Source organism: Pseudomonas sp. Z18(2022), from assembly GCF_036346535.1.
In the GTDB taxonomy this organism is placed as follows: Bacteria; Pseudomonadota; Gammaproteobacteria; order Pseudomonadales; family Pseudomonadaceae; genus Aquipseudomonas; species Aquipseudomonas yamanorum_A.
The window spans coordinates 192592-218052 of record NZ_JAOTOA010000006.1 but is presented as its reverse complement, the minus strand read 5'-3'; the positions used below and the strand labels follow the sequence as shown (position 1 = coordinate 218052).

Here is a 25461-nt window from a genome sequence, read left to right as displayed (position 1 = left end):
TCTCCAAAATAACCACATTCGCCCTAGCGTTTGCGACCAGCGCTAAAGGCGATATGGGCAAAAAAGCCCCGCCCCAACAGAATGCTGGGGCGGGGCGCTTTTCGTCAGGTTGATGCCTAAGGTGTGACCCTTAACGGAACATCGCGCTGATCGATTCTTCGTTGCTGATGCGGCGAACCGCTTCGGCAACTACCGGTGCGATATCCAGTTGACGGATACGCGAACAGGCTTGAGCTGCAGCGGACAACGGGATGGTGTTGGTCACCACCAGTTCGTCCAGCATTGAGTTCTCGATGTTCTCGATCGCTCGGCCCGACAGCACAGGGTGTGTGCAGTAGGCGAAGACTTTTGCTGCACCGTGCTCTTTCAGGGCTTTCGCCGCGTGGCACAGGGTGCCGGCGGTGTCGACCATGTCATCAACCAGAATACAGGTACGCCCTTCGACATCACCGATGATATGCATCACTTCAGAGTGATTGGCTTTCTCACGGCGTTTGTCGATGATCCCGAGGTCCACGCCCAGGGATTTGGCAACAGCCCGTGCACGCACGACGCCACCAATGTCCGGGGACACGATCATCAGGTTTTCAAAGCGCTGGTCTTCGATGTCATCCACCAGGACGGGGGAGCCGTAGATGTTATCTACCGGAATATCGAAGAACCCCTGGATTTGGTCAGCGTGCAGGTCAACCGTGAGAACACGGTCGATGCCTACCACGGTCAGCATGTCAGCAACGACTTTCGCGCTGATAGCCACACGTGCGGAACGCGGACGGCGATCCTGACGGGCATAACCAAAGTAAGGGATTACAGCTGTGATTCGAGTCGCTGAGGAGCGGCGGAAGGCATCAGCCATCACGACGAGTTCCATCAGGTTATCGTTGGTCGGAGCGCAAGTCGGCTGAATAATGAACACGTCTTTACCGCGGACGTTTTCATTGATCTCGGCTGTAATTTCGCCGTCGGAGAACTTACCGACAGAGATGTCACCGAGAGGGATATGCAGCTGACGTACAACACGCCGAGCCAGATCGGGGTTAGCATTCCCCGTAAAGACCATCATCTTGGACACGCGCAGTACCTAGAGGCTGAGGGTAACCTGGATGAGTATAGAAAATGGCAGGGGCGGCTGGATTCGAACCAACGCATGGCAGGATCAAAACCTGCTGCCTTACCGCTTGGCGACGCCCCTGTATCTGTTGCAACGAGTACCCAGTACTCGGTTCCTTTAGAGCAGACTTTGCAGCTTGCGATGCAACATCGAAACGTTGCTTCCCTTTGCTACAAACCCTGTAAGGGTCTCTGTAAGAAGGGCCGAGACTTTATCAGCTTCAGCTTTGCTTGGGAAGCCCCCAAACACACAACTTCCAGTTCCGGTTAATTTTGCTTCGGTAAAATTACCTAACAAATTCAAAGCGTTACGTACATCTGGATAACGCCTTGCTACAACCGGTAAGCAGTCATTTCGACTGTTTCCCTTGGGAACGGGGCGCACTTTAATGGGAGGAGAGTTACGTGTCAACAGTGGATCTGAAAAAATTTCTGCTGTACTTACAGATACTTGCGGAACAAGCACGACATACCACGGCTCTTCGGGGTCTACAGGGGTGAGTTTCTCCCCCACGCCCTCGGCAAAAGCGGCGTGCCCACGCACGAAAACCGGGACGTCCGCGCCCAGTGTCAGGCCCAGCGCGGCCAGGCGATCGTGGTCCCAACCCAGTTGCCACAAGTGATTCAGGCCGAGCAGCGTCGTTGCGGCATTCGAGCTGCCGCCACCGATGCCGCCACCCATGGGCAGGATTTTTTCGATCCAGATGTCGATGCCCAACGGGCAACCGGATTGTTCCTGAAGTTTTTTCGCGGCCTTCACAATCAGGTTGCTGTCGTGAGGCACGCCTTCGAATTCGGTGTGCAGTTGAATCACGCCGTCATCGCGAACGGCGAAGGTCAGCTCATCGCCGTAGTCGAGAAACTGAAAAATCGTCTGCAACTCGTGATAGCCGTCTTCACGGCGACCGAGAATGTGCAGCATCAAATTGAGTTTGGCCGGGGAGGGCAGGGTCAGGCGTTGTGCGGTCATGTCACTGCCCCAGCTTGCGAGGTTGCCAGTCCTTGATCACCAGCGTGACGTCAAGGTCGGTGCCATGCAGCTTGATGCGCTCGGGCAGCCAGTAACCGTTCTGTTGCACATAGCTCAGGTACTCGACCTGCCAGCCATCCTGCGCAAGCGACGCCAGGCGGCTGTCGCCGTTGAGGCTCAGGCGGCTCTTGCTGTCCGGTGCGGGAAGGCCACGCACCCACCATACGAGGTGCGAGACGGGGAGCTTCCAGCCCATCTGTTCTTCCAGCAGGGCTTCCGGCGTCGGTGCCTCAAAGCGGCCCTGATTGGCCACTTCCAGGCTGACTTGCCCCGGCCGGCCGGTCAGGCGTGCCGCACCGCGGCCCAGCGGGCCTGACAGGCGAATGTCGTAATAGTCCTGGCGTTGCAGCCAGAACAAGGTGCCGCTGCCCGAATCCTTCGGCGCACGAATGCCGACCTTGCCTTCAATCTGCCAGCCGTCGAGGCTGCTCAGTTGGTCCTTGTGCTGCTGCCATTGCGCCGGGTTGCCCGGGCCTTCGACAGATTCACGGGTGCCAAGGCCTGAACAGCCGGCGAGCAGGGCGATAAAGCTGAAAACGATGACGTGGCGCAAAAACATAGAATTAAAGGGTCTCGGATCCGGTCAGGCGCTTGATGGTGCTGCGCAGGATTGGGCTTTCGGGCTGTTCCTTGAGGAACTTCTCCCAGATTTGTCGCGCTTCGCGTTGCTTGCCATTGGCCCAGAGCACTTCGCCCAGGTGCGCGGCCACTTCCTGGTCGGGGAAACGCTCCAGCGCCTGGCGCAGCAAACGTTCAGCTTCGTCCAGGTTGCCCAGGCGGTAGTTCACCCAGCCGAGGCTGTCGAGAACGGCCGGGTCTTCCGGGTTCAACTGGTGAGCCTTTTCAATCAGCTCCTTGGCTTCGGCGTAGCGCGTTGTACGGTCGGACAAGGTGTATCCCAGGGCGTTCAGTGCCATGGCGTTGTCCGGGTCGCGCTTGATGATCAGGCGCAGGTCTTTTTCCATCTGCGCCAGGTCATTGCGTTTTTCCGCCTGCATGGCGCGGGTGTACAGCAGGTTCAGGTCGTCCGGGTATTGCAGCAAGGCTTGCTGCAGGATTTTCCAGGCGCGGTCGCCCTGCTTGTTGGCCGACAAGGTCTCGGCCTGGATCAAATACAGCTGGATCGCGTAGTCCGGTTCGGCATCCCGTGCGGCAGCCAGGCGTTTTTCCGCCTCGTCGGTGCGGCCGTTGTTCATCAGGATATCGGCCTGGCGCAGCTGCGCCGGCAGGTAATCGTTGCCGGGACCGACCTGGGCGTACTCGAGCAGCGCAGCCTGCGGGTCGTTACGCTCTTCAGCGATGCGGCCCAGGTTCAGGTGCGCCGAATCAACGTGGCTCTCGCGGGCGATCAAGTCTTCCAGATAACCCTTGGCCTCATCCCACGCCTTGGCTTCCAGGCAGACCAGCGCCAGGGAGTAACGCAACTCGTCATCGTCCGGGTATTGCTGGACGAGGTTGGCGAACTGCACCTTGGCGTCTTCCATGCGGTCCTGTTCAACCAGCATGCGCGCATAGGTCAGCAGCAGGCGCTTGTCGCCTGGGTACTTCTTGATACTTTTTTCCAGCAGCGGAATCGCTTCCTTGCCGCGGTTGAGGTTTTGCAGCAGGCGGGCCCGCAGCAGGATCGGCGCAATTTCGCCGTCTTCCGGCGGGTGTTGCTCCAGCAGCTTCAAGGCGGCCTCGGGCTCGTCATCCTGTTGCAGCAACAGCGCCTTGCCGAAAATCAGCTGGCTGTTGTTCGGGTGTTTTTGCAGCAGGCGGTCGAAACTCTTCATCAGGCCGTTGCGGGTGTCCTGATCGGTGTCGGCGGCCGACAGCGCGAGGAAGTCGAAATGCGTGTCGCCCTTGCCCTGCAGAACCTTCTCCATATACACCATGGAGTCGTCATAGCGCCCGGCGCGGGCCAGTTGAATGGCCGCTGCCCGTTGCGCCTCAAGATCGTCCGGGGCGTTCTTCGCCCAGATCAGCGAGGAATCCAGGGCTGCCTGATCGGCGCCCAGGTACTCGGCGATGCGAAACGCCCGCTCCGAAATCCCCGGATCCTGAGTATTGATGGCCTGGGTCACGTAGTTATCCAGGGCAATGTCGAAACGATTGCGCTGGCCGGCCAGCTCCGCGCTCAGCAGACTGAAGATCGTCTCTTCACTGAACGAGGAATAAACCTTGGGCTTTTCAGGGGCGGGAGTGCTGTCTTCTACCGGCGGCGTACCGTCCGGCGACACGGGTGCCATGGCCTGGCAGCCGCTGAGGAAGACAAAAGCAAGGAGCAACGCGGAAGATCTATTCATATAGGAAGAGGACGACTAACCTGCGGTCGGATCATCATGACACAAGCCTTCGGCCAAACATAACCGGGGCGCCCGTAATACGCTTATTGCTTTCCCTGTAGGAGCAAGCTTGCTCGCGAAGATCGTCAACGATAACGCGTTCATTCTGGATTGACGCGTTGCCTGAGCGTTTTTCGCGAGCAAGCTCGCTCCTACAGGATGCCTTTATAGACACAAGGCATTAGGACAATAGCCTACGGTGGTTGTTCTGAATCATTCGAAGTAGGACAATTGTCGGCTTCCCGACATCATCAGCGATATTGAATGGCCTTCCTTGCACTCGGTATTAACCACAAGACTGCTTCTGTAGACGTCCGCGAGCGCGTGGCTTTTACTCCCGAGCAGTTGGTTGAGGCCTTGCAGCAGCTCTGCCGGCTCACCGACAGTCGCGAAGCTGCGATCCTTTCGACCTGCAATCGCAGCGAGCTCTATATAGAGCAGGAGCATCTTTCAGCCGATGTGGTGCTGCGCTGGCTGGCCGATTACCACCATTTGAGCCTCGACGAGCTGCGCCAAAGCTCATATGTGCACGAAGAGGATGCGGCAGTTCGTCACATGATGCGCGTCGCCTCCGGGCTCGATTCGCTGGTGTTGGGCGAACCGCAGATCCTCGGCCAGATGAAGTCGGCCTACGCCGTGGCCCGCGAGGCCGGCACCATCGGCCCGTTGCTGGGTCGCCTGTTCCAGGCCACCTTCAATTCGGCCAAGCAAGTGCGCACCGACACCGCCATCGGTGAAAACCCGGTGTCCGTGGCGTTTGCGGCCGTCAGCCTGGCCAAACAGATTTTCAGTGACTTGCAACGCAGCCAGGCCCTGCTGATCGGCGCCGGCGAGACCATCACCCTGGTCGCCCGCCATCTGCACGAGCTGGGGGTTAAGCGTATCGTCGTCGCCAACCGCACCCTGGAGCGCGCGAGTATCCTCGCCGAGCAGTTCGGTGCCCACGCGGTGTTGCTCTCCGACATCCCGGCCGAACTGGTGCGCAGCGATATCGTTATCAGCTCCACCGCCAGCCAGTTGCCGATCCTGGGTAAGGGCGCGGTGGAAAGCGCCCTGAAACTGCGCAAGCACAAGCCGATCTTCATGGTGGATATCGCCGTTCCCCGGGATATCGAACCTGAAGTCGGCGAGTTGGACGACGTTTACCTCTACAGCGTCGACGACCTGCACGAAGTGGTCGCCGAAAATCTCAAGAGTCGCCAGGGCGCAGCCCAGGCCGCCGAGGAAATGGTCAGCACCGGTGCCGACGATTTCATGGTGCGCCTGCGTGAACTGGCGGCGGTGGACGTGCTCAAGGCCTATCGTCAGCAAGGCGAACGCCTGCGGGACGAGGAATTAATCAAGGCCCAGCGTATGCTCGCCAACGGCAGCAGCGCCGAAGACGTGCTGATGCAACTGGCGCGCGGCCTGACCAACAAATTGCTGCACGCCCCCAGTGTCCAGTTGAAAAAGCTTACCGCCGAAGGCCGCCTCGATGCGCTGGCCATGGCCCAGGAACTCTTTGCCCTCGGTGAGGGCGCGACAGAAAGCTCTTCGGATAAAAAACCGCAATGAAAGCGTCACTGCTCAATAAACTGGACGTCCTTCAGGACCGTTTCGAAGAACTGACCGCCTTGCTCGGCGATGGCGAAGTCATCTCCGATCAAACCAAGTTCCGCACCTATTCCAAGGAATACGCGGAAGTTGAACCGATTGTGGGCGCCTATACACAGTTGCTCAAGGTTCAGGCTGACCTCGAAGGCGCCCAGGCGCTGCTCAAGGACAGTGACCCGGACATGCGCGAAATGGCCGTTGAAGAAGTGCGTGAAGCCAAGGACAAGCTGATCGAACTGGAAGGCGACCTGCAGCGCATGCTGCTGCCCAAGGACCCTAACGACGGTCGCAACGTGTTCCTCGAAATCCGTGCCGGCACCGGCGGTGACGAGGCGGCGATTTTCTCCGGCGACCTGTTCCGCATGTACTCGCGCTATGCCGAGCGTCGTGGCTGGCGGGTCGAGATCCTGTCGGAGAACGAAGGCGAACACGGCGGCTATAAAGAAGTGATCGCCCGGGTGGAAGGCGAGAATGTCTACGGCAAGCTGAAGTTCGAGTCTGGCGTGCACCGCGTGCAGCGGGTGCCGGCGACGGAATCCCAGGGCCGTATCCACACCTCTGCGTGCACCGTGGCCGTGTTGCCCGAGCCCGACGAGCAGGAAGCCATCGAGATCAACCCGGCGGACCTGCGGGTCGACACCTACCGTTCATCGGGCGCCGGTGGTCAGCACGTCAACAAGACCGACTCGGCGATCCGTATCACCCACTTGCCTTCGGGCATCGTGGTGGAGTGCCAGGAAGAACGTTCCCAGCACAAGAACCGTGCGCGGGCCATGTCCTGGCTGTCGGCCAAGCTCAACGACCAGCAGACCAGCGCCGCCGCCAACGCGATTGCCAGCGAGCGCAAGTTGCTGGTGGGTTCGGGCGACCGTTCCGAGCGCATCCGTACTTACAACTTTGCCCAGGGCCGGGTCACCGACCACCGCGTCAACCTGACGCTGTACTCTCTGGACGAAATCCTCGCCGGTGGCGTTGATGCGGTCATCGAGCCGTTGTTGGCCGAGTACCAAGCCGACCAGCTGGCGGCGATAGGTGAATAAATGACCATTATTGCCAGCCTGTTACGCGCCGCCGACCTACCGGACTCGCCCACTGCGCGCCTGGACGTGGAATTGTTGCTGGCGGCTGCCCTGGGCAAGTCCCGCAGCTACCTGCACACCTGGCCGGAAAAAATCGTCAGCAGCGAAGACGCACTGACCTTCGCCGACTACCTGCAACGCCGCCGCACCGGTGAGCCGGTGGCCTACATCCTCGGCCAGCAGGGCTTCTGGAAACTCGACCTGGAAGTGGCACCGCACACGCTGATCCCGCGTCCGGAAACCGAGATGTTGGTGGAAGCCGCCCTGGAATTGCTGCCGGCCACCCCGGCCAAGGTCCTCGACCTGGGCACCGGCAGCGGCGCGATTGCCCTGGCCCTGGCCAGTGAGCGCCCGGCCTGGCAAGTTACCGCCGTCGACCGCGTGCTGGAAGCCGTGGCCCTGGCCGAGCGCAACCGCCAGCGCCTGCACCTGAACAACGCCACGGTGCTGAACAGCCATTGGTTCAGCGCCCTCAAAGGCCACACCTACAACCTGATCATCAGCAACCCGCCTTATATCGCCGATACCGACCCCCATCTGGTGGCCGGTGATGTGCGCTTTGAGCCGGCCAGTGCGCTGGTGGCCGGGCACGATGGCCTGGACGACCTGCGGCTGATCATCGCCCAGGCGCCTGCGCACCTCGACGCCGCTGGCTGGTTGTTGCTGGAACACGGTTACGACCAGGCGCCTGCCGTTCGCGACCTGCTGCTGGGGGAGGGCTTTGAAGAAGTCCACAGCCGCATCGACCTGGGCGGCCACGAACGCATCACGTTGGGACGCCGCCCGTGATGAACGACCAGGAGCTGTTGCGCTATAGCCGGCAGATTCTGTTGCAGCATGTCGACATCGATGGCCAGTTGCGCCTGAAAAACGGCCGCGCGCTGATCGTCGGGCTCGGTGGCCTTGGTTCGCCCGTGGCGCTGTACCTGGCGGCGGCGGGTGTGGGTGAGCTGCATTTGGCGGATTTCGATACCGTCGACCTGACCAACTTGCAGCGCCAGATCCTTCATGACACCGACAGCGTCGGCCTGAGCAAGGTCGACTCGGCGATTCGCCGCCTGGGCGCGATCAATCCTGAGATTCAGCTGGTCGCCCATCGCAGCGCGCTGGATGTGGATTCCCTTGCGGCCGCAGTGGCGGCGGTCGACGTGGTACTGGATTGCAGCGACAACTTCTCCACCCGCGAGGCAGTCAATGCTGCGTGTGTGGCTGCCGGCAAGCCGCTGGTCAGCGGCGCCGCGATTCGCCTGGAGGGCCAGTTGTCGGTGTTCGACCCGCGCCGCGCCGAAAGCCCGTGCTACCACTGTTTATACGGGCACGGCAGCGAAGCCGAACTGACCTGCAGCGAAGCCGGCGTCATCGGCCCGCTGGTGGGTTTGGTCGGCAGCCTGCAGGCCCTGGAAGCCTTGAAGTTGCTCGCCGGTTTCGGCGAGCCACTGGTGGGGCGGCTGTTGTTGATCGACGCTCTTACCAGCCGGTTCCGTGAACTGCGGGTCAAGCGCGACCCCGGTTGCAGCGTCTGCGGTAGCCAGCATGGTTAAGGACGCGCCGATTGGTGTGTTCGACTCCGGTGTCGGCGGCCTGTCGGTGCTGGACGAAATCCAGCGTCTGCTGCCCCATGAATCGCTGCTGTACGTGGCGGATGGCGGCCATATTCCCTACGGCGAAAAAACTCCGGCGTTCATCCTTGATCGCTCGCGACGGGTGGCGCAGTTCTTCCGCGAAAAAGGCGCCAAGGCCTTTGTGATTGCCTGCAACACGGCGACCGTCGCCGCCGTCGCCGATTTGCGCCAGGACTATCCCGACTGGCCATTGGTGGGCATGGAGCCTGCGGTTAAACCCGCCGCCGCCGCGACCCGCAGTGGCGTGGTCGGCGTGCTGGCGACCACCGGCACCCTGCAAAGCGCCAAGTTCGCCGCGTTGCTCGACCGTTTCGCCACCGATGTGCGGGTGATCACACAACCCTGCCCGGGCCTGGTGGAGCTGATCGAGACCGGCGACTTGAACAGCCTGGCGTTGCGCCGGCTGTTGCAAGGCTATGTCGAGCCGCTGATTGCGGCCGGTTGCGACACCATCATCCTGGGCTGCACCCACTATCCCTTCCTCAAGCCCTTGCTTGCCGAAATGCTCCCGCCGACGATCATTCTGATCGACACGGGCGCGGCAGTCGCCCGTCAGTTACAGCGCCTGCTGAGTGATCGCGAACTGCTGGCCACCGGCAATCCCGAGCCTGCACAGTTCTGGACCAGCGGCGATCCCGAGCACCTAAGAAAAATCCTACCAACCCTATGGAAATCTCCTGGCGTTGTGCGTAGTTTTGGCGTGTGAAAAAAACGTGAAATAACGCCTTTATCCGCTGAACTTCTGGCTACACGGCAGCTTCTATAGCAAGTTAGCCGGTACAAAATCATACAACTTCGTTCGGAAGGGATGTTTCTCTATGAAGCGCTTGTTCTGTTTGGCTGCGATTGCGGCTGCAATGTTGGGGCACTCTTTTTCTGCGCAGGCTGCGGGCCTGGAATTTGGAGTGGGGAGTACGAGCGATTCGACCATGACCTATCGGTTGGGGCTGACCTCGAATTGGGACAAAAGCTGGTGGCAGACCGATACGGGCCGCGTGACCGGGTACTGGAGTGGGGCCTACACCTATTGGGACGGTGACAAGCGCGCCAGCGTCAGCAGCCTGTCGTTCTCGCCGGTGTTTGTGTATGAGTTTGCCGGGGAGCGGGTGAAGCCGTACATCGAGGCCGGGGTTGGCGTGGCGGTGTTCTCCCGCACGCGGGTGGAAGACAACAACATTGGCCAGGCTTTCCAGTTTGAAGACCGACTGGGCTTTGGCTTGCGCTTTGTCGGTGGGAGTGAAGTGGGCATTCGTGCCACCCATTACTCCAATGCCGGGATCAGCAGCAATAACGATGGTGTCGAGAGCTATTCGCTGCACTACACGATGCCACTGTAACGCTCAAGAACACCGCAAAACCCTTGTAGGAGCTGGCTTGCCAGCGATGCAGGCACCTCGGTGCATCAGTTACACCGAGTTGATGCTATCGCCGGCAAGCCAGCTCCCACAGTTGATCTATATCGGTTTCAAAATCAGCGATACACCGTCGCAATCCCCTGGCGCTCATCAATGCACTCCGGCGCGCCCATCTCGAACTCCCGGCAGATCAGCGGTCGCTTCTCATAGATCGTGCACATCATCGTGTCGCGATCCAGCGCCGCGCACCAGCCATCATCCAGGCGCAGCATGACTTCGCCGCCCCAATCGTCGGTGTCGATAAAGCGATCAGGCACGCCGGTGTCGGTGATCAGCATGACTTCCAGCTGGCAGCAGCACGCGGCGCAGGTGGAGCAGGTGACGGCGGGTTCGGCGATTTGGGTGTGAGGGATGTTGGTCATAGGCGCGCAGTGTAAGGCAAGCGGCTTATGCGTGTGTGAAAGGCCTGACGGACGTCAGTGTGCCAACTGCCTGGCGACCCAGTGCAGCAATGGAAAAATCATGCCCCAGAGCAACGCCAGGCCGAGGAGGGTCGCCACGGTGCCGTAGCCGAAACTGACCCCGGCCAACTGGCTGCCGGCGTAATAAGACAACGGCCCGCCCACCGCACCCAACAGGCTCGCGCGCCACCAGGGCTGCGCGCTCCAGGCCAGGCAATGGCGCAGCGTGGTTGCCAGCAGCGCCCACAACAGGATCAGCCATAAAGGCGCCAATGGCCCCGGCATGCTGAAATGAAACACGCCAAACCCGCGCAACGCGGTGTCGATCACCGTGCCCAGCAGGGTGACGGCCAGGATCACCTGGCCCTCCTCGGACCACGAACTTATCCACAGCAGATGGACCGCCAGCACGGCCGCTCCCACCAACAGCCACAGGCTGTTGCCGCCCAGCACACAGGCAAACCAGCCGCACTGGAACAGCACGGCGTTCGCCAGCGGTTTAAGCATCAAAACGCCCGAGCAGCGGTTGGGTCAGCGCCGCCGGCTTGGCGAGTAGCATCTGCGCGGTGCCGATGGTGCGCTCCATGAAGCCGCCTTCGCAGTAGCACAGGTAAAACTCCCACAGGCGCAGGAAGTATTCGTCGTAGCCCATGTCTGTCAGGCGGCTGTGGGCGCGGCGAAAGTTTTCATGCCACAGGCGCAGGGTACGCGCGTAGTGCAGGCCGAAATCCTCCATGTGCAGCAGGTTCATGTCGGTGTCGCGGCTGACGATCTCGAGCATCTTCTGCACGCAGGGCAGGGCACCGCCGGGGAAGATGTAGCGCTGGATAAAGTCCACGCTGCTCTTGGCCTGTTCGTAGCGTTGCTCACGAATGGTGATGGCTTGCAGCAACATCAGGCCGTTGCCCTTGAGCAACTGCGCGCACTGCTTGAAATAGGTGGGCAGGAAGCGATGGCCCACCGCTTCGATCATCTCGATGGACACCAGCTTGTCGTACTGCCCGGTCAGGTCGCGGTAGTCCTCCAGCAGCAGCGTCACCTGGTTCTGCAAACCCAGGGCCTCGATGCGTTTTTCAGTGTAGGCAAACTGCTCTTTGGACAAGGTCGTGGTGGTGACCTTGCAGCCATATTGCTGCGCCGCATAAATCGCCATGCTGCCCCAGCCGGTGCCGATTTCCAGCAGGTGGTCGGACGGTTTCAGGGCGAGCTTCTGGCAAATGCGTTCCAGCTTGTTCAACTGCGCCTGTTCCAGGGTGTCGTCGGCGGTGAGGAACTGCGCGGCCGAATACATCATGGTCGGGTCGAGGAATTCTTCGAACAGGTCGTTGCCCAGGTCGTAGTGGGCAGCGATGTTTTTCTGCGAGCCCTTGCGCGTATTGCGGTTGAGCCAGTGCAGGCCCTGGGTGAAGGGCCGCGCGAGCTTGGCCAGGCCACCTTCCAGCGCATCCAGCACATCGAGGTTACTGACCATCACCCGCACCACGGCGGTGAGGTCCGGGCTGCTCCAGTAACCATGAATAAATGCTTCGCCCGCACCGATGGAACCGTTGGCCGCCACCAGGCCCCACACGGCTGAATCGAGGATCTGGATTTCCCCCAGCAGGTGCGCTTCCCGTGCGCCGAAGACTTGCCGTTCGCCGTCCTCCACCACCACCAACTGGCCGTGGCGCAGTTGGCCGAGCTGGCGCAGCACCGCTTTGCGCAGCAGTGCGGCGGTCATGCCGTTGACGTTCAAGCGGTTGGATTTGACCGATAAGCTAGGGGATTTCATGGCGGCGATCCTTGGTGTACCCGACTGCGGTGCGAGAAGCGCCTTCGGCGGCGTGATGGGAAAAAATCGGCGTGCGTTTAAGCAGAAGGCGCAAGGCTTGCCAATAAATGGCCAGGCAGGTCTTGGCGGTCATCCACGGGAAGCGCCACAGGTAACGGTGCAGGCTGGCGCGGTTCAAGGCTTCGCGTTGCAGGCTCAAGGTGGCGTCGAAGACTTTCAGCTCGCCCTGCCAGTCGGCCATGTGCACGCCGAGTTTCGCGGCGGGCGGGCTGAAGCTCATGCGGTACTCAAGGTCTCGGGGCAAAAACGGCGACACATGAAACGCCTTGGCCACGGCGAAGTGCTGGTGCTCGTCGGCAGGCAACGCCTGGGCCGGCAGCACGTAGTGATAGCGCTCGCGCCACGGGGTGTTGGTCACTTCACAGAGGATCGCGGCCAGTGTTCCATCGGCCTCGAAGCAGTAGAAGAAACTCACCGGATTAAAAGCCAGGCCCCAACTGCGAGCCTGGGTCAGCAGGCAGATTGCGCCCAGGGGGATGCGCCCCAGGGCCTTGCCGACTTCTTGGCGTACGGCATCGGTCAAGCTCATGCCGTGACGGGTGAATTCTCGCAGGTAATCCTGCTGGCGAAACGCGAAGGGCGCCCAGCGCTCGCCCGCCAGTGGCGACAAGCCGAACACGTCGTGCTGTTCGCTGAGGTCCAGGTACAGCAGGCCGATCCGGTAGCGGAAGGCATGGCCCTTGGGCGTAAACCGCCGATGGGCGATCCAGCCGCTGTAGAGGGCGCTGTTCACAGGATTTCCCCAAATGCCTTGGCCACGCGCAACGCGCTGACCACGCCGTCTTCGTGGAAACCGTTGGCCCAGTAGGCGCCGCAATAATAGGTGTGCTGCGCGCCGTGCAATTCTTCCCAGCGCGCTTGCGCGGCCACGGCGGCCAGGCTGTATTGCGGATGGGCATAGGTGTAGCGGGCGAGGACTTTGAGCGGGTTGATCATCGCCGTCTGGTTGAGGCTCACGCAAAAGGTGGTGGCGCTGTCGATGCCTTGCAGAATGTTCATGTCGTAGGTCACGGCCGCCTGCTTTTGCGCGCTGCCGTCCAGGCGGTAGTTCCAGCTGGCCCAGGCCAGTTTGCGCTCGGGCAGCAAGCGGGTGTCGGTGTGCAGGACCACGTCGTTGTCGGCGTAGGGCAAGGCGCCGAGGATCTGTTGCTCGGCCAGGCTCGCATCGCCCAGCAGTGCCAGGGCCTGGTCGCTGTGGCAGGCGAACACCACCTTGTCGAAGGCCTCGCTGCCGGCGGCGCTGTGGATCACCACGCCGATCGCTGTGCGTTCAACCCGGGTCACCGGGCAGTTGAGGCGGATTTTTTCGCGAAAGGACTGGGTCAGCGGCTCGATATAGCGGCTGGAACCGCCTTCGATCACGCACCACTGCGGCCGGTTGCTCACCGACAACAAGCCATGGTTCTTGAAGAACCGTACGAAGAATTGCAGGGGAAACCCGAGCATGTCCGCCAGGGACATCGACCAGATCGCCGCGCCCATCGGCACGATGTAGTGCTGGATAAACCGCTGGCCGTAGCCGCCCGCTTGCAGGTACTCGCCCAGGGTCATCTCGGCGCTGATGCGTTGCTCTTGCAGGTCCAGCGGCGCCTGGCGGTTGAAGCGCAGGATGTCGCGCAACATGCCCCAGAACCTCGGCGACAGAATGTTGCTGCGTTGGGCGAACAGGCTGTTGAGGTTGTTGCCGTTGTATTCGAACCCGGCGTTCGGGTCGCACACCGAAAAGCTCATCTCGGTGGGTTTGAACGTCACGCCGACCTGCCCCAGCAGCTTGATGAAGTTGGGGTAGGTCCAGTTGTTGAACACGATGAAGCCGGTGTCCACCGCATAGCTTTTGCCATCCACCGTGACATTCACCGTGTGGGTGTGCCCGCCGATGCGGTCGCCCGCCTCGAACAGGGTGATGTCATGGCGGCGGCTGAGCAGGTAGGCACTGGTCAGCCCGGCAATGCCGCTGCCGATAATGGCGATCTTCACAGGTCGTCCTTGAGCGGTGGCGGGCTGCGCAGCATGCGTTTGCCGATGATCAGTTGCACCCGGTTCGGCAACTTCGACAGCGGCCACAACGCGGCAATAAACAGGGCCGGAAAGGCAATTTCCAAGGGACGGTTTTTCAGCTTGGCGAAGATATGCCGCGCGGCCTTGTCCGCCGGCCAGCTCAAGGGCATCGGGAAATCATTGCGGGCCGTCAGCGGTGTGTCGACAAACCCCGGGCTGACCACCGTGACGTCAATCCCTTCGGGTGACAGGTCGATGCGCAGGGATTCGAACAGGTAACGCAGGCCGGCCTTGGAGGCACCATAGGCTTCCGCCCGGGGCATCGGCAGGTAGGTCACTGCGCTGGCCACGCCGACCAGGTGCGGGGTATTGCCTGCGCGCAACAGCGGCAGGGCAGCCTCGATGCAGTAACTGCTGGCGAGCAGGTTGGTGCGCACCACGTGTTCGATGATCGAGGCGTCGAATTGCTTGGCATCCACGTATTCGCAGGTGCCGGCGTTAAGGATCACAGTGTCCAGCGAGCCCCAGACCGTGGCGATGTGTTCACCGATTTCGCGCACGGTCTGGCTGTTGGTCAGGTCGCCTGCCACAACCAGCACTTGCCCGGGGTATTGCGTTGCGAGCTGCTCCAGCGGCGCCTTGGAGCGGGAGCTGACGGCCACGTGGGCGCCGCTGTCGAGCAGCGCCTTGGCCAGTTCGGCACCGATGCCACTGCTGGCGCCGGTCAACCAATAACGGCGTGGGGGTATAAGGCTCATCCCATTCTCCTTTTCAACCAACTGACCACGCCACCGAGGACCGGCACGTGTTCATACAGCAGTGCACCTGCGTCGAAATAGTCTCGATGCTGGTACACCTTGTCGCGCCACAGCAGGTGCGAGCAGCCTTCGACGCGAATCACTTCGCCCTTGGCCAGGCGCGGGTGGCAGAAGCTCATTTTCCAGCGCAGGTAGCCTTCGCCTTCAGCCACTTGATCGAAGCCATGGAAGTCAAAGCGCAGCTGGGTGACGTTGTCGTACAGCTCGGCGAAGTAACGGTGCAGCGCCGGCAGCCCGTGCACTTCATGCAGCGGGTCGGTAAAGCTGATGTCCTGGCTGTACAGGCTGTCGAGCAGGTGCAGGTTGTGCTTGTCCACACTGGCAAAGGCCTGGGCGAAGCGGCGCAGGAAGTCACTCATAACCACCCCCGACCGCCTGGCGTGAAGGCAGGCTGCGGAAGGCGGCGAGGGCGCGGTCGCGGGATTTTTTCAAATCGACGATAGGACGAGGATAGTCGGCCACGCCGAACAGGCCGCCCACGGCGTCGGGGTTGTGCACTTCCTTTTTGTTCAGCGCCGCCAGTTGCGGCAGCCAGTGCTTGATGAACACGCCTTCGCCGTCGAATTTTTCCGACTGGCTCAAGGGGCTGAAAATCCGGAAATACGGCGCCGAGTCGGTGCCGGTGGACGAACTCCACTGCCAGCCGCCGTTGTTAGCGGCCAGGTCGCCGTCGATCAGGTGGCGCATGAAAAAACGCTCGCCTTCGCGCCAGTCGATCAGCAGGTTTTTGGTCAGGAACATCGCCACCACCATGCGCAGGCGGTTATGCATCCAGCCGGTTTCCAGCAATTGGCGCATGGCCGCATCGATGATCGGCAGGCCGGTGCGGGCTTCCTGCCAGGCCTTCAAGTCGTCGGGGCTGTTGCGCCAGGCCACGGCTTCGGTTTCCGGGCGGAACGCGCGGTGGCGCGAGACCCGTGGGTAACCCACCAGGATATGTTTGTAGAACTCGCGCCACAGCAGTTCGTTGATCCAGGTGATGGCGCCGATGTCGCCGCTTTCGAACTCACCCTGGTTGCTTTGCAGTGCGGCGTGCAGGCACTGGCGCGGCGAAACCACACCGGCGGCCAGGTAAGCCGAGAGCTGGCTGGTGCCGGGCTTGGCCGGGAAGTCGCGTTCGTCTTTGTAGTAGCTGATTTGCCCGTCGGCAAACTGCTCGAGACGGCGACGGGCTTCGGCTTCACCGGCTGGCCACAGGGCGCGCAGGGCCTCGGTTGGCGAGGCAAAACCGTCGACGTGATCCGGGACCGGGTCGCTTTTGAGTGTGAGCGGCGCTTGGGCCTTGGGTGTTGCGACCAGGCGGGGCAGCGCGCCGTGCAAGCGGCTGTAGCAGACCTTGCGGAACTGGCTGAACACCTGGAAGTACGTACCGGTCTTGGTCAGGACGCTGCCGGGCTGGAACAGCAGCTGGTCCAGGTAGTTGTGGAAGGTTACGCCCCGGGCTTCGAGGGCCTGGGCGACGGCGGCGTCGCGGCGCTCTTCGTGGATGCCATATTCGTCATTGACGTGCACCGACTCGACCGACAGTTCCTGGCACAGGTCTGCCAGGACTTGCGGTGCCTGGTCCCAGGTAGCGGCGGGGCGGACCAAAAGCGGGATGTTCAACTCGCCCAATGCCACGCTCAAGCGCTTGAGGTTGCGCAGCCAGAAGTCGACTTTGCACGGCGCGTCATCGTGGGCCAGCCACTGCTGCGGGCTGATCAGGTAGACAGCCGCTGTCGGGCCGCGCTGTGCGGCGGCGGCGAGGGCGGTGTTGTCATGCAGGCGCAGGTCGGTGCGCAGCCAGATCAAGTGCATTTAAATAAGTCCCTGCTGGATCAGTACCTGATGGGCCGATAACGGGTCTTCGGCCAGCAGCAAATCAGGAATGTCTTGGGTTAATACGGACAGCTCGGCCTGGTGGATGCATACCGTTGGTCCGGTTATCAGTTTTGGGCAACTGAAGCCGCTCAAAAGTTTGCCCAGTGCCGACGTATGGAGTGCCTTGCTCGAATACAGCAGCACCGCCCGGGGTTGCAGGTGCTCGACGGCCAGGGCCAGTTCGCCGGCCGGCAGTGGCCAGTCGAACACTTCCACCGGGCAGTCGGCGCTGCTGGCCAGCCAGGCGGTGAGCCACAGATGCGGCTCCAGCGGCAGGTCGGATTGGTTGACCAGCAGCAACGGCGCGCCATTGAGTTGGCGGTTGTTGTGGTACATCCGCGCGCCGAATTTGCTGCGCAGCCAGGAGTAAAAAAACACCCGCTCCATCTGCGCGCCGAATTGGCCTTGCCAGCGCAGTTCAAGCTCCTTGAGCAACGGCAATAACAACTGCTCGCACAGGGTGCGCGGCGGGTACAGCGCCATGGCCTGGTTGAAGGCGTCATCCACTCGGCGTTCGGCCAATTCGCTGATGGCCTGCATCAGGTGCTGGCGACGGTTGTGCCATTCGTTTTCCACCGGCGGCTCGCTGGCGGGTTGCGCGGTGTCGATCAGGCTCTTGACCTGGCTGACGGGCACGCCGCGGTTGAGCCAGGTCAGGATGGTGTGGATGCGTTGCACGTGCTCGGCAGAAAACAGCCGGTGCCCCTTGGGCGTACGCTGGGGCACGATCAGGCCGTAGCGTCGCTCCCAGGCGCGCAGGGTCACGGCGTTGACGCCGGTCTGGCGCGCCACTTCGCGGATCGGCAGCCAGCCTTGTTCGATGGCCTCGGCGATGTCTTCGACAGGTTCTTGCAGGGGGAGAGTCATAGGTTAAATCGCATTACGCAGGCTGAGGTTTTCCGGGTGCGGTTGCAGGTAAGCCTGCTGCGCGATGTAGCGGTCCGGATGCTGGCGAAAGTGGTGCTTGAGCAGGGTCAACGGCACCACCAGCGGCACGATGCCCTGGCGGTATTGGCCGATGAGGGTCTGCACTTCCTGTTTGTCTTCGGCGCTGATGGCTTGCTTGAGGTAGCCGCTGATGTGTTGCAACACGTTGGTGTGGGTGCCGCGTGTGGCGCACTTGGTCAGGGCGGTCATCAGTTCGCTGAAATAGCCGGCGGCCAGGGCGTCGAGGTCGACGTCCCTGGGCATGCTGCCCAGCAGGTTGCCGAGGCTTTTGTAATGCGCCGGGCTGTGGGCCATCAGCAGGTATTTGTAGCGAGCGTGAAATTCCAGCAGGCGGTGGCGGGTCAGGCCTTCGGCGAGCAGTTGCTGCCAGGTGGCGTAGACGAATACCCGGGTCAGGAAGTTTTCCCGCAGTACCGGGTCATTCAGCCGACCGTCTTCTTCTACCGGCAGGTTGGGGTGGCGCGCGCAAAACGCCTGGGCATAGATGCCGCGCCCGCCGCCGTCGATGGGCATGCCGTTTTCCTGATAGACCTTGACCCGCTCCAGGCCGCAGGACGGGGATTTCTGCATGAAGATGTAACCGCAGAGGTCGGTGTGTTCAGCGGCCATTTGTTGGCCGTAGTCGTCCAGCGGCCGGGTCACGTTGAGTTCGCGGTGCACCGTGCCAACGGCCTGGGGGTTGAGCGGGTCGCCCACCAGGCGAATCGGCTCGCGGGGAATGCCCAGGCCGATGGCCACTTCCGGGCACAGCGGCACGAAGTCGAAGTAATCGGCGAGGGTGTGGCTGCACAGATGGGATTGTTTGTGCCCGCCGTTGAACCGCACGTTCTCGCCCAACAGGCAGGCACTGATGGCGATTTTCGGTTTGCCGGTGGCGGGCAGGGTGCTGGGCATGGCCAAACCTCTATGAAAAATCCTGTACAGAGTTAAATTTCTGTACAACTTAATCTCATCATAGGTTTGAAGCTGTACAAGTCAAATAATTTGTACAGGTTTTTTCGGGGGCGGCTATTTCCAGCCGATTTTCCAGTCTTCCGCGTTTTGCAGGGTTTGCCAGGCCAGGCGCTGCACGCGATGGCTCATGACGGCTTCCAGCTCGATCTCCTGCACATCGCCATCGTCGTCGCGCAGCAACTGGGTCACCAGGAAGTGTTTTTCCTTGTGCTGCGGGCGGGCTGCTGTCCACTTCGACAGCAGCAACTTGGCGGGATTGATGCGGTTCATTGCAGGTGCTCGATCAGCCGCCGGGCCGCTTCCTGGCCACTGAGCCAAGCGCCTTCCACACGGCCTGACAGGCACCAGTCACCGCACACGTACAAGCCCAGGTCGGCGTCGGCCAGCACGCCAAATTCGTGGCTGGTGGACGGCCGCGCGTACAGCCAGCGGTGGGCGAGAGTGAAGGAGGGTGCAGGCATCGCGCTGTGCAAAAGTTCGGCGAAGGCGCCGTGCAGGTGTTCGATCACCGCTTCCTTGGACAGGTCCAGGTGTTGCTTGCTCCAGGTGCTGGTGGCGTGCAGAACCCAGGTGTCGAGGGTGGTGTCGCGCCCCGGTTTGCTGCGGTTGCGGGCCAGCCAGTCCAGCGGGCTGTCCTGCACGAAGCAGCCTTCCATGGGCGTATCCAACGGCTTGTCGAAGGCCAGGGCGACGGCCCAGGTCGGGTCCATTTTTACCCCGGCGGCGGCACTCGCCAGCTTGGGCGCAGCGGCCAGCAAGGCGGTGGCCTGCGGCGCCGGAGTGGCGATGATCACGTGGCTGAAGGGGCCGTGGTTTTCGCCGTCGGCGTCCAGCAGGTTCCAGTGGTGTTTGCCCTGGAACACTTCGGTGATGCGGCAGCCGAAGTGCACCGGCAGGTCATCCAGCAGGGCACGGGTGATCGCGCTCATGCGCGGCGTGCCGACCCAGCGGATCTGTTCATCGGGGGAGGGCGTGAGTTGCCCGGACTTGAAGTTGTACAGCTGGGGTTTCCATTGCTCGGCGCAACCCTGGGCCTGCCAGCGTTGCACTTCGTTGACGAAACGCCGGTCGCGGGCGGTGAAGTACTGTGCGCCCATGTCCAGTGCCCCGGCATCGCTGCGCTTGCTGGACATGCGACCGCCACTGCCGCGGCTTTTATCGAAGAGTTGTACAGCGTGCCCCGCGTCTTTCAACGCTCGGGCGGCGGAGAGACCGGCGATGCCGGTGCCAATGATCGCGATGGGAACAGTCATGGGAGGCCTCGTTTTACCGTTGGGTACAGACTACGCCGACACCAATAGCTGTACAATATTGTTTTTTGGTATAAGTTTTGGCGTACCTGATCGTTTGGCGTGACCTATGGTTAAACCTGAGGGTTTAACCACCGTTGCGCCCGATTAAAACATCCCTGTCTATAAAATAGACTAACGGTGGTCGGCGAACGTTACACGAGGAACAACTCATGCACATTTTGCTGACCGGCGGTACGGGTTTGATCGGCCGTCAACTCTGCCAACACTGGCTTGCCCAAGGCCATCAACTTACGGTCTGGAGCCGCCATCCCGAGCAAGTGGCGAAACTGTGCGGCGCCCAAGTGCGCGGCATCGCCCGCCTGCAAGACATAAACGAGCCGGTGGACGCGGTGGTCAACCTGGCCGGGGCGCCGATTGCCGACCGCCCCTGGACCCATAAACGCAAGGCGCTGCTGTGGAGCAGCCGTATCGGTCTGACCGAAACCTTGTTGGCCTGGCTGGAGGGCCTCGAGCAAAAACCGGCCGTGCTGATTTCCGGCTCTGCGGTCGGCTGGTATGGCGACGGCGGCGAGCGTGAGCTGACCGAAGACAGTGGCCCGGTGCAGGACGATTTCGGCAGCCAGCTATCGATCGCCTGGGAGGAAACGGCCCAGCGCGCCGAGGCATTGGGTATCCGCGTGGTACTGGTGCGTACCGGGTTGGTGCTGGCGGCCGAGGGCGGCTTTTTGTCGCGGCTGTTGCTGCCGTTCAAACTGGCGCTGGGCGGGCCTATCGGCAATGGTCGGCAGTGGATGCCGTGGGTCCATATAAAGGATCAAATCGCCTTGATTGATTTTCTTCTGCACAAGAGCGATGCCAGCGGTCCTTATAATGCGTGCGCGCCACACCCGGTGCGCAACCTTGAGTTTGCCAAGACCCTGGGCAAGGTGCTGCACCGCCCGGCGTTCATGCCCATGCCGGCGTTTGCCTTGCGCATCGGCCTGGGTGAGTTGTCCGGCTTGTTGCTGGGTGGCCAGCGGGCGTTGCCCCAGCGGCTGTTGGCGGCCGGTTTCACTTTCCAGTTCACTGAGTTGCACGCGGCCCTGGACGACTTGTCCAGCCGCCTCTAGAGATAGGATGTTGCATGACGGATCACGCGTTGTTACTGGTCAACCTGGGTTCACCGGCGTCCACTTCGGTGGCGGATGTGCGCAGCTACCTTAACCAGTTCCTGATGGACCCTTACGTCATCGACCTGCCGTGGCCGGTGCGGCGTTTGCTGGTGTCGCTGATCCTGATCAAGCGCCCCGAGCAGTCGGCCCATGCCTACGCCTCGATCTGGTGGGACGAAGGCTCGCCGCTGGTAGTCCTCAGCCGTCGCCTGCAACAACAGATGACGTCGCAATGGACCCAGGGCCCGGTGGAACTGGCGATGCGTTATGGCGAGCCGTCGATTGAAAGCGTACTGACTCGTTTGGCATCCCAGGGCATCAAGAAAGTCACCCTGGCGCCGTTGTACCCGCAGTTCGCCGACAGCACCGTGACCACGGTGATTGAAGAAGCCCGGCGCGTGGTGCGGGACAAGAAGCTGGCGATTGAGTTTTCGATCTTGCAGCCGTTTTACGATCAGCCGGAATACCTCGATGCGCTGGCCAACAGTGCCAAGGCCTACGTGGAGCAGGATTTCGATCACCTGCTGCTGAGTTTCCACGGCTTGCCCGAGCGTCACCTGAAAAAGCTCGACCCTACCGGGCAACACTGTTTCAAGGACGCCAACTGTTGCCAGAACGCCTCTCCCGAGGTGCTTGCCACTTGCTATCGCGCCCAATGCTTCAGCGTTGCGCGGGATTTTGCCGAGCGCCTGGGTTTGCCGGAGGGCAAGTGGTCGGTGGCGTTCCAGTCGCGATTGGGCCGGGCCAAGTGGATCGAACCCTACACCGAGGCACGCCTTGAAGCGTTGGCTCAGCAAGGCGTGAAGAAGCTGTTGGTGATGTGCCCGGCGTTTGTCGCGGACTGCATCGAGACGCTGGAAGAGATTGGCGATCGCGGGTTGGAACAGTTCCGCGAGGCGGGGGGCGAGGAGTTGGTGTTGGTGCCTTGCCTGAATGACGACCCGCAGTGGGCTGTGGCGCTGAATACGTTGTGCGAAAGAGCACCGGTATCGCTGTGATCCGATTGTCGAAACGATAGAGATCAAATGTGGGAGCCGGGCTTGCCCGCGATAGCGGTGGATCAGTCACCAGATGCCTCGACTGAAAAATCGCCATCGCGGGCAAGCCCGGCTCCTACATTGTTTTGCGGGGTTATTCGTGATGCGGCTCGCCCAGGAAGGTCAGGGAACTGAACAGCCCGCGAGTCGCTACATCAGCATTGTCCTTGAGCGGGATTTCCACCTGCGCCGCAATCACATTCAACCCTTCATTCCTCACCAGCACCTGCGCGCGGCCGTCTTTATCGGTCTCGGTGCTCAGCGTGCCAGGTGCATTGCGATAATCCCCAATCAGCTTGATCCCCGCCGCCGGCTTGCCATCCAGCAGCACCCGCACCGGCAGTGACTTGCCCGGGCCTACGGTCAGTGGATCAACCTCCGGCAAGATCAGCAGCTTGATCTGATCCAGCTTCGGCAACTTCGCCCCCGGCTGGTAAATCGCCAGGCTGTACTTGAAGGTCTGGGTCGACTCGATCGCCCCCGGCACGTTGCTGCGGCCCTGGTTGATCCACTTCTTGTCAGCGGTCTGCGACCACATCCCGTTATCCAGCGCCACGGCCAACACCGCCGGCGACTTGAGCGGCTTCAGGCGCGCATGGTCGGGCAGGCGTTCCACCGTTACCGGGATCATTTTGCCGCTGGCGTCATAGGCCCAGGCGCCACTGATTTTCTGCGCCTTGAACGCGTTGTCTTCGGCACCGTGGCCGTAGATCACTTCGATATTGCCGCGCCGTTGTTCGGTCCACAGGCCGTGGGCCGAGACTTGGGTGGCAAACAGCAGGCCGAGTACGGCCAGGGATTTGAAGGCTTGCATGGTGACGTCCTTTTACAGGTTGAGGGTCAGGCTGACGGTGAAATTGCGCGGCTCACCGGGGTTGACCCAGTAATTGCTGTAGGAGCGCTCGTAGTACTTTTCATCGAACAGGTTGTTGAGGTTCAGGCCCACGGTGACGTTGTCGCTGGCCTTGTAGTGCGCGAGCAAATCGACGGTGTGGTAAGCCGGCAGTTCGAAGCGGCCACCGGCTTCACCCGAGCGATCGCCCACGTAGGTAAAGGCCGCGCCAAGGTCGGAACCGCGCAGCAGGCCATCCTGGAATTCATACACCCCAAGCAAGCTGCCGCTGCGTTTGGCCACGCCGAGAATCCGGCTGCCGGTAGGGATGGTTTTGTCGCCCTTGGTCACTTCCGCGTCGATGTAGGCAAAGGCGCCGATCACCCGTACGGCGTCAGTCACTTGCCCGGTCAGTTGCAGGTCAAAACCCTGGCTGCGAGCCTTGCCCATGGCGCGGTTGGTGTCGGTGGCCGGGTCCAGGGCCAGGACATTTTCCTTCTCGATATGGAAGGCGGCGAGGGTGGTGCTCAGGCGGTCGTCGAACAGCTCGCTCTTGATCCCGATTTCATAACCCACGCCTTCCTCCGGCTTGAAGGATTTGCCGCCGGCGTCCAGGCCATTGTTGGGCTTGAACGAGGTGGACGCGTTGGCGAACAGGCCTACTTCGGGCGTCAGTTGATAGAGCAGGCCGGCGCGTTGGGTCAGGGCGTCGTGGGTTTGTTGGCTTTTCGCATGGTTGCGGGCGAAGTCGTCGGTGCGCTGCTCGAAGTGTTCGAAACGCGCGCCGATCATCCCGCGCAGGCGGTCGGTGAAGATGATCTGGTCCTGCAGGTTCAGCGCCTGGCTTTTCACCTGTTCGAAAAAGTCGGTGCCGGAACGTGCGCCGTTGGGTTTGGGCTGGCCGTAGACCGGGTTGTAGATGTCGATGGTATAGGGGCCGCCGGCGATGGCGGTCACCCGTTCTTTCTTGCGGTAGTCCTCGTATTCGGTGCCGACCAGCAGTTCGTGCTGCCAGCTGCCGATGTCGAACCGCCCGCGCAGTTCGAGTTGGGTGATGCTGTCGTGCCAACCGGTGGAGCGTTCGCGGTAGCGGCGGTTGAGGGTGTGGCCATCGGTATCCAGCGGGCGGTTTTCCGAAGCGTCGCCCCACAGGCTGCCTTGTTTGTAGTGGCTGGCCAGGCGCAGCTGCCAGGCATCGTTGAGGTGATGTTCGAGGGTGGCTTGCAGGCGGTTGTTGTGGTTGCGGATATCGCCGTCGTTGGGCTCGCCGAGGAAGGTCGAGCGGGAAACGCCGCTCCAGCGGTTGTTGGGCGCGACGATGCCACGGTCGAAGGTGGAGCGGTGGCGCACGAATTCGCTTTCCACCAACAGGCTTGTGTCCGGGTCCAGTTGCCAACTGATGGAGGGCGCGACGAACACCCGCTTGGCCTCGACGTGGTCACGAAAGCTGTGGTTGTCTTCCACCGCCAGGTTGACCCGCGACAGCACGTTGCCCTCGCTGTCCAGTGGTGTGTTCACGTCCAGCGCGGTGCGGTAGCGATCCCAACTGCCGGCGCTGGTCTGCACGGTGGTGAAGGGTTCGGGCTGCGGCTTTTTGCTGACGATATTCACCGTGCCGCCCGGGTCGCCACGGCCATACAGGCTGGCGGCGGGGCCCTTGAGCACTTCGATGCGTTCGATATTGGCCGCGTCCGGTGTGCTCGGGTAGCCGCGGTTGGCGCTGAAACCGTCCACGTAGAACTCTGAGGTGGTGAAGCCGCGAACGCTGTATTCGTAAAGCGTCAGGCCACCGAAGTTATTCTGTTTGGAGACGCCGCCGGCGAACTCCAGGGCGCGCTCGACGTTGGTGCTGCCCAGGTCCTGGAGCACCGAGGCGGGAATCACGCTGATGGATTGCGGGATGTCCCGCAGGGCGGTGTCGGTCTTGGTGGCGCTGGCGGAGCGGGTGGCGCGATAGCCCTTGACCGGGCCGGTGGCCGATTCGTAGGCCTCGCTGGTGATGCGGGTGGCGTCCAGTTCAAGCGGGGTGTTGTCTTCGGCGCAGGCCGGTTCTACCAGTAAACCCAAGGCAATTGCGGCCAGTGGGGCAAATCTTCGAGACGGCATGATAGAGCGTTCCAATAGCAATATTGAAACAATATAACATCTCTAATGAGAATAATTTCCTTCTGAAATATTAGGTAACAGGAGCCCGCGAACGGG

General features: G+C 61.5%; 26 protein-coding genes and 1 tRNA gene. 8 read left to right on the top strand and 19 right to left on the bottom strand.

Annotated elements, in window-relative coordinates; translation table 11 throughout:
- Positions 1-130: 130 nt before the first annotated feature.
- The 5 genes from V3W39_RS16050 to V3W39_RS16030 form a co-directional block, all read right to left on the bottom strand.
- Positions 131-1072 carry a ribose-phosphate pyrophosphokinase gene (locus tag V3W39_RS16050; protein ID WP_003208392.1) on the bottom strand — a complete coding sequence of 314 codons (942 nt, stop codon included), beginning with the start codon at positions 1070-1072 and terminating at the stop codon, positions 131-133.
- 45 nt (positions 1073-1117) lie between these two features.
- A tRNA-Gln gene (locus V3W39_RS16045) sits at positions 1118-1192 on the bottom strand.
- Positions 1193-1228: 36 nt separating this feature from the next.
- Complete coding sequence (gene ispE, locus V3W39_RS16040) at positions 1229-2080, bottom strand: 4-(cytidine 5'-diphospho)-2-C-methyl-D-erythritol kinase (protein ID WP_076014967.1); 852 nt, start codon at positions 2078-2080, stop codon at positions 1229-1231.
- 1 nt (position 2081) lies between these two features.
- A complete protein-coding gene (gene lolB, locus V3W39_RS16035; RefSeq protein WP_177048184.1) occupies positions 2082-2699 on the bottom strand; it encodes a lipoprotein insertase outer membrane protein LolB in 618 nt (205 codons plus the stop codon).
- Positions 2700-2703: 4 nt separating this feature from the next.
- Positions 2704-4428, bottom strand: coding sequence for a tetratricopeptide repeat protein (locus V3W39_RS16030; protein WP_177048183.1), 1725 nt, complete (start codon positions 4426-4428; stop codon positions 2704-2706).
- A 303-nt stretch (positions 4429-4731) separates the two neighbouring features.
- On the opposite strand from V3W39_RS16030, the gene hemA reads away from it, so the two are divergent.
- The 6 genes from hemA (at position 4732) to V3W39_RS16000 (ending at position 10098) form a co-directional block, all read left to right on the top strand.
- A complete protein-coding gene (gene hemA / locus V3W39_RS16025) occupies positions 4732-6021 on the top strand; it encodes a glutamyl-tRNA reductase (RefSeq protein WP_008432265.1) in 1290 nt (429 codons plus the stop codon).
- On the top strand, positions 6018-7100 hold the full coding sequence (gene prfA, locus V3W39_RS16020; protein WP_177048181.1) for a peptide chain release factor 1: 1083 nt from the start codon (positions 6018-6020) through the stop codon (positions 7098-7100). Before hemA ends, prfA begins: the two co-directional genes overlap by 4 nt.
- Complete coding sequence (gene prmC / locus V3W39_RS16015) at positions 7101-7928, top strand: peptide chain release factor N(5)-glutamine methyltransferase (protein WP_177077138.1); 828 nt, start codon at positions 7101-7103, stop codon at positions 7926-7928. It begins immediately after the preceding gene.
- Positions 7925-8680, top strand: a complete 756-nt coding sequence (locus V3W39_RS16010; RefSeq protein ID WP_177077141.1) for a molybdopterin-synthase adenylyltransferase MoeB — start codon at positions 7925-7927, stop codon at positions 8678-8680. The genes prmC and V3W39_RS16010 overlap by 4 nt, the downstream gene beginning before the upstream one ends.
- A complete protein-coding gene (murI, locus tag V3W39_RS16005) occupies positions 8673-9467 on the top strand; it encodes a glutamate racemase (protein ID WP_330212951.1) in 795 nt (264 codons plus the stop codon). The genes V3W39_RS16010 and murI overlap by 8 nt, the downstream gene beginning before the upstream one ends.
- Before the next feature lie 112 nt (positions 9468-9579).
- Positions 9580-10098, top strand: coding sequence for an acyloxyacyl hydrolase (locus V3W39_RS16000; protein WP_177048173.1), 519 nt, complete (start codon positions 9580-9582; stop codon positions 10096-10098).
- A 134-nt stretch (positions 10099-10232) separates the two neighbouring features.
- Here the strand turns inward: V3W39_RS16000 and V3W39_RS15995 are convergent, their stop codons facing one another.
- From V3W39_RS15995 to V3W39_RS15940, 12 genes are all read right to left on the bottom strand, one after another.
- On the bottom strand, positions 10233-10538 hold the full coding sequence (locus tag V3W39_RS15995; RefSeq protein ID WP_003208416.1) for a YkgJ family cysteine cluster protein: 306 nt from the start codon (positions 10536-10538) through the stop codon (positions 10233-10235).
- Between the two features lie 54 nt (positions 10539-10592).
- Complete coding sequence (locus tag V3W39_RS15990) at positions 10593-11084, bottom strand: DUF2878 domain-containing protein (RefSeq protein WP_330212950.1); 492 nt, start codon at positions 11082-11084, stop codon at positions 10593-10595.
- A complete protein-coding gene (locus tag V3W39_RS15985) occupies positions 11077-12348 on the bottom strand; it encodes an SAM-dependent methyltransferase (RefSeq protein ID WP_177115957.1) in 1272 nt (423 codons plus the stop codon). The genes V3W39_RS15990 and V3W39_RS15985 overlap by 8 nt, the downstream gene beginning before the upstream one ends.
- On the bottom strand, positions 12335-13141 hold the full coding sequence (locus tag V3W39_RS15980; RefSeq protein WP_177077147.1) for a DUF1365 domain-containing protein: 807 nt from the start codon (positions 13139-13141) through the stop codon (positions 12335-12337). Before V3W39_RS15980 ends, V3W39_RS15985 begins: the two co-directional genes overlap by 14 nt.
- The gene (locus V3W39_RS15975) at positions 13138-14385 is read right to left on the bottom strand and encodes an NAD(P)/FAD-dependent oxidoreductase (protein ID WP_330212949.1); all 1248 of its coding nucleotides are present in this window, start codon (positions 14383-14385) and stop codon (positions 13138-13140) included. The genes V3W39_RS15980 and V3W39_RS15975 overlap by 4 nt, the downstream gene beginning before the upstream one ends.
- A complete protein-coding gene (locus V3W39_RS15970; RefSeq protein ID WP_330212948.1) occupies positions 14382-15164 on the bottom strand; it encodes an SDR family NAD(P)-dependent oxidoreductase in 783 nt (260 codons plus the stop codon). Before V3W39_RS15970 ends, V3W39_RS15975 begins: the two co-directional genes overlap by 4 nt.
- Positions 15161-15583: a nuclear transport factor 2 family protein gene (locus V3W39_RS15965; RefSeq protein ID WP_177048161.1), complete on the bottom strand. Its 423-nt coding sequence runs from the start codon at positions 15581-15583 to the stop codon at positions 15161-15163. Before V3W39_RS15965 ends, V3W39_RS15970 begins: the two co-directional genes overlap by 4 nt.
- The gene (gene phrB, locus V3W39_RS15960) at positions 15576-17021 is read right to left on the bottom strand and encodes a deoxyribodipyrimidine photo-lyase (RefSeq protein ID WP_177048159.1); all 1446 of its coding nucleotides are present in this window, start codon (positions 17019-17021) and stop codon (positions 15576-15578) included. Before phrB ends, V3W39_RS15965 begins: the two co-directional genes overlap by 8 nt.
- Positions 17022-17951: a MerR family transcriptional regulator gene (locus tag V3W39_RS15955; RefSeq protein ID WP_177048157.1), complete on the bottom strand. Its 930-nt coding sequence runs from the start codon at positions 17949-17951 to the stop codon at positions 17022-17024.
- Positions 17952-17954: 3 nt separating this feature from the next.
- Positions 17955-18926, bottom strand: a complete 972-nt coding sequence (locus V3W39_RS15950; RefSeq protein ID WP_442968405.1) for a YbgA family protein — start codon at positions 18924-18926, stop codon at positions 17955-17957.
- 114 nt (positions 18927-19040) lie between these two features.
- Positions 19041-19256: a TIGR02450 family Trp-rich protein gene (locus tag V3W39_RS15945; RefSeq protein ID WP_177077155.1), complete on the bottom strand. Its 216-nt coding sequence runs from the start codon at positions 19254-19256 to the stop codon at positions 19041-19043.
- The gene (locus tag V3W39_RS15940) at positions 19253-20239 is read right to left on the bottom strand and encodes an NAD(P)/FAD-dependent oxidoreductase (RefSeq protein WP_177048154.1); all 987 of its coding nucleotides are present in this window, start codon (positions 20237-20239) and stop codon (positions 19253-19255) included. The genes V3W39_RS15945 and V3W39_RS15940 overlap by 4 nt, the downstream gene beginning before the upstream one ends.
- A gap of 209 nt (positions 20240-20448) precedes the next feature.
- Here V3W39_RS15940 and V3W39_RS15935 point away from each other — a divergent pair, with 209 nt between their 5' ends.
- Positions 20449-21348, top strand: coding sequence for a TIGR01777 family oxidoreductase (locus V3W39_RS15935; protein ID WP_177120326.1), 900 nt, complete (start codon positions 20449-20451; stop codon positions 21346-21348).
- 14 nt (positions 21349-21362) lie between these two features.
- Positions 21363-22388, top strand: a complete 1026-nt coding sequence (gene hemH, locus V3W39_RS15930) for a ferrochelatase (protein WP_330212947.1) — start codon at positions 21363-21365, stop codon at positions 22386-22388.
- Between the two features lie 133 nt (positions 22389-22521).
- Here hemH and V3W39_RS15925 read toward each other — a convergent pair whose 3' ends face one another.
- Entirely contained in the window at positions 22522-23241 is a 720-nt protein-coding gene (locus V3W39_RS15925; RefSeq protein WP_330212946.1) for a DUF4198 domain-containing protein, read from the bottom strand.
- Positions 23242-23253: 12 nt separating this feature from the next.
- A complete protein-coding gene (locus V3W39_RS15920; RefSeq protein ID WP_330212945.1) occupies positions 23254-25365 on the bottom strand; it encodes a TonB-dependent siderophore receptor in 2112 nt (703 codons plus the stop codon).
- Positions 25366-25461: the final 96 nt, after the last annotated feature.

Bases quoted from the DNA above. Each gene is read 5' to 3' on its own strand.
- ispE (WP_076014967.1), bottom strand. From the start codon at position 2,080: ATGACCGCACAACGCCTGACCCTGCCCTCCCCGGCCAAACTCAATTTG.
- lolB (WP_177048184.1), bottom strand. From the start codon at position 2,699: ATGTTTTTGCGCCACGTCATCGTTTTCAGCTTTATCGCCCTGCTCGCC.
- V3W39_RS16030 (WP_177048183.1), bottom strand. From the start codon at position 4,428: ATGAATAGATCTTCCGCGTTGCTCCTTGCTTTTGTCTTCCTCAGCGGC.
- hemA (WP_008432265.1), top strand. From the start codon at position 4,732: ATGGCCTTCCTTGCACTCGGTATTAACCACAAGACTGCTTCTGTAGAC.
- prfA (WP_177048181.1), top strand. From the start codon at position 6,018: ATGAAAGCGTCACTGCTCAATAAACTGGACGTCCTTCAGGACCGTTTC.
- prmC (WP_177077138.1), top strand. From the start codon at position 7,101: ATGACCATTATTGCCAGCCTGTTACGCGCCGCCGACCTACCGGACTCG.
- murI (WP_330212951.1), top strand. From the start codon at position 8,673: ATGGTTAAGGACGCGCCGATTGGTGTGTTCGACTCCGGTGTCGGCGGC.
- V3W39_RS16000 (WP_177048173.1), top strand. From the start codon at position 9,580: ATGAAGCGCTTGTTCTGTTTGGCTGCGATTGCGGCTGCAATGTTGGGG.
- V3W39_RS15995 (WP_003208416.1), bottom strand. From the start codon at position 10,538: ATGACCAACATCCCTCACACCCAAATCGCCGAACCCGCCGTCACCTGC.
- V3W39_RS15990 (WP_330212950.1), bottom strand. From the start codon at position 11,084: ATGCTTAAACCGCTGGCGAACGCCGTGCTGTTCCAGTGCGGCTGGTTT.
- V3W39_RS15985 (WP_177115957.1), bottom strand. From the start codon at position 12,348: ATGAAATCCCCTAGCTTATCGGTCAAATCCAACCGCTTGAACGTCAAC.
- V3W39_RS15970 (WP_330212948.1), bottom strand. From the start codon at position 15,164: ATGAGCCTTATACCCCCACGCCGTTATTGGTTGACCGGCGCCAGCAGT.
- V3W39_RS15965 (WP_177048161.1), bottom strand. From the start codon at position 15,583: ATGAGTGACTTCCTGCGCCGCTTCGCCCAGGCCTTTGCCAGTGTGGAC.
- phrB (WP_177048159.1), bottom strand. From the start codon at position 17,021: ATGCACTTGATCTGGCTGCGCACCGACCTGCGCCTGCATGACAACACC.
- V3W39_RS15955 (WP_177048157.1), bottom strand. From the start codon at position 17,951: ATGACTCTCCCCCTGCAAGAACCTGTCGAAGACATCGCCGAGGCCATC.
- V3W39_RS15950 (WP_442968405.1), bottom strand. From the start codon at position 18,926: ATGCCCAGCACCCTGCCCGCCACCGGCAAACCGAAAATCGCCATCAGT.
- V3W39_RS15945 (WP_177077155.1), bottom strand. From the start codon at position 19,256: ATGAACCGCATCAATCCCGCCAAGTTGCTGCTGTCGAAGTGGACAGCA.
- V3W39_RS15940 (WP_177048154.1), bottom strand. From the start codon at position 20,239: ATGACTGTTCCCATCGCGATCATTGGCACCGGCATCGCCGGTCTCTCC.
- V3W39_RS15935 (WP_177120326.1), top strand. From the start codon at position 20,449: ATGCACATTTTGCTGACCGGCGGTACGGGTTTGATCGGCCGTCAACTC.
- hemH (WP_330212947.1), top strand. From the start codon at position 21,363: ATGACGGATCACGCGTTGTTACTGGTCAACCTGGGTTCACCGGCGTCC.
- V3W39_RS15925 (WP_330212946.1), bottom strand. From the start codon at position 23,241: ATGCAAGCCTTCAAATCCCTGGCCGTACTCGGCCTGCTGTTTGCCACC.
- V3W39_RS15920 (WP_330212945.1), bottom strand. From the start codon at position 25,365: ATGCCGTCTCGAAGATTTGCCCCACTGGCCGCAATTGCCTTGGGTTTA.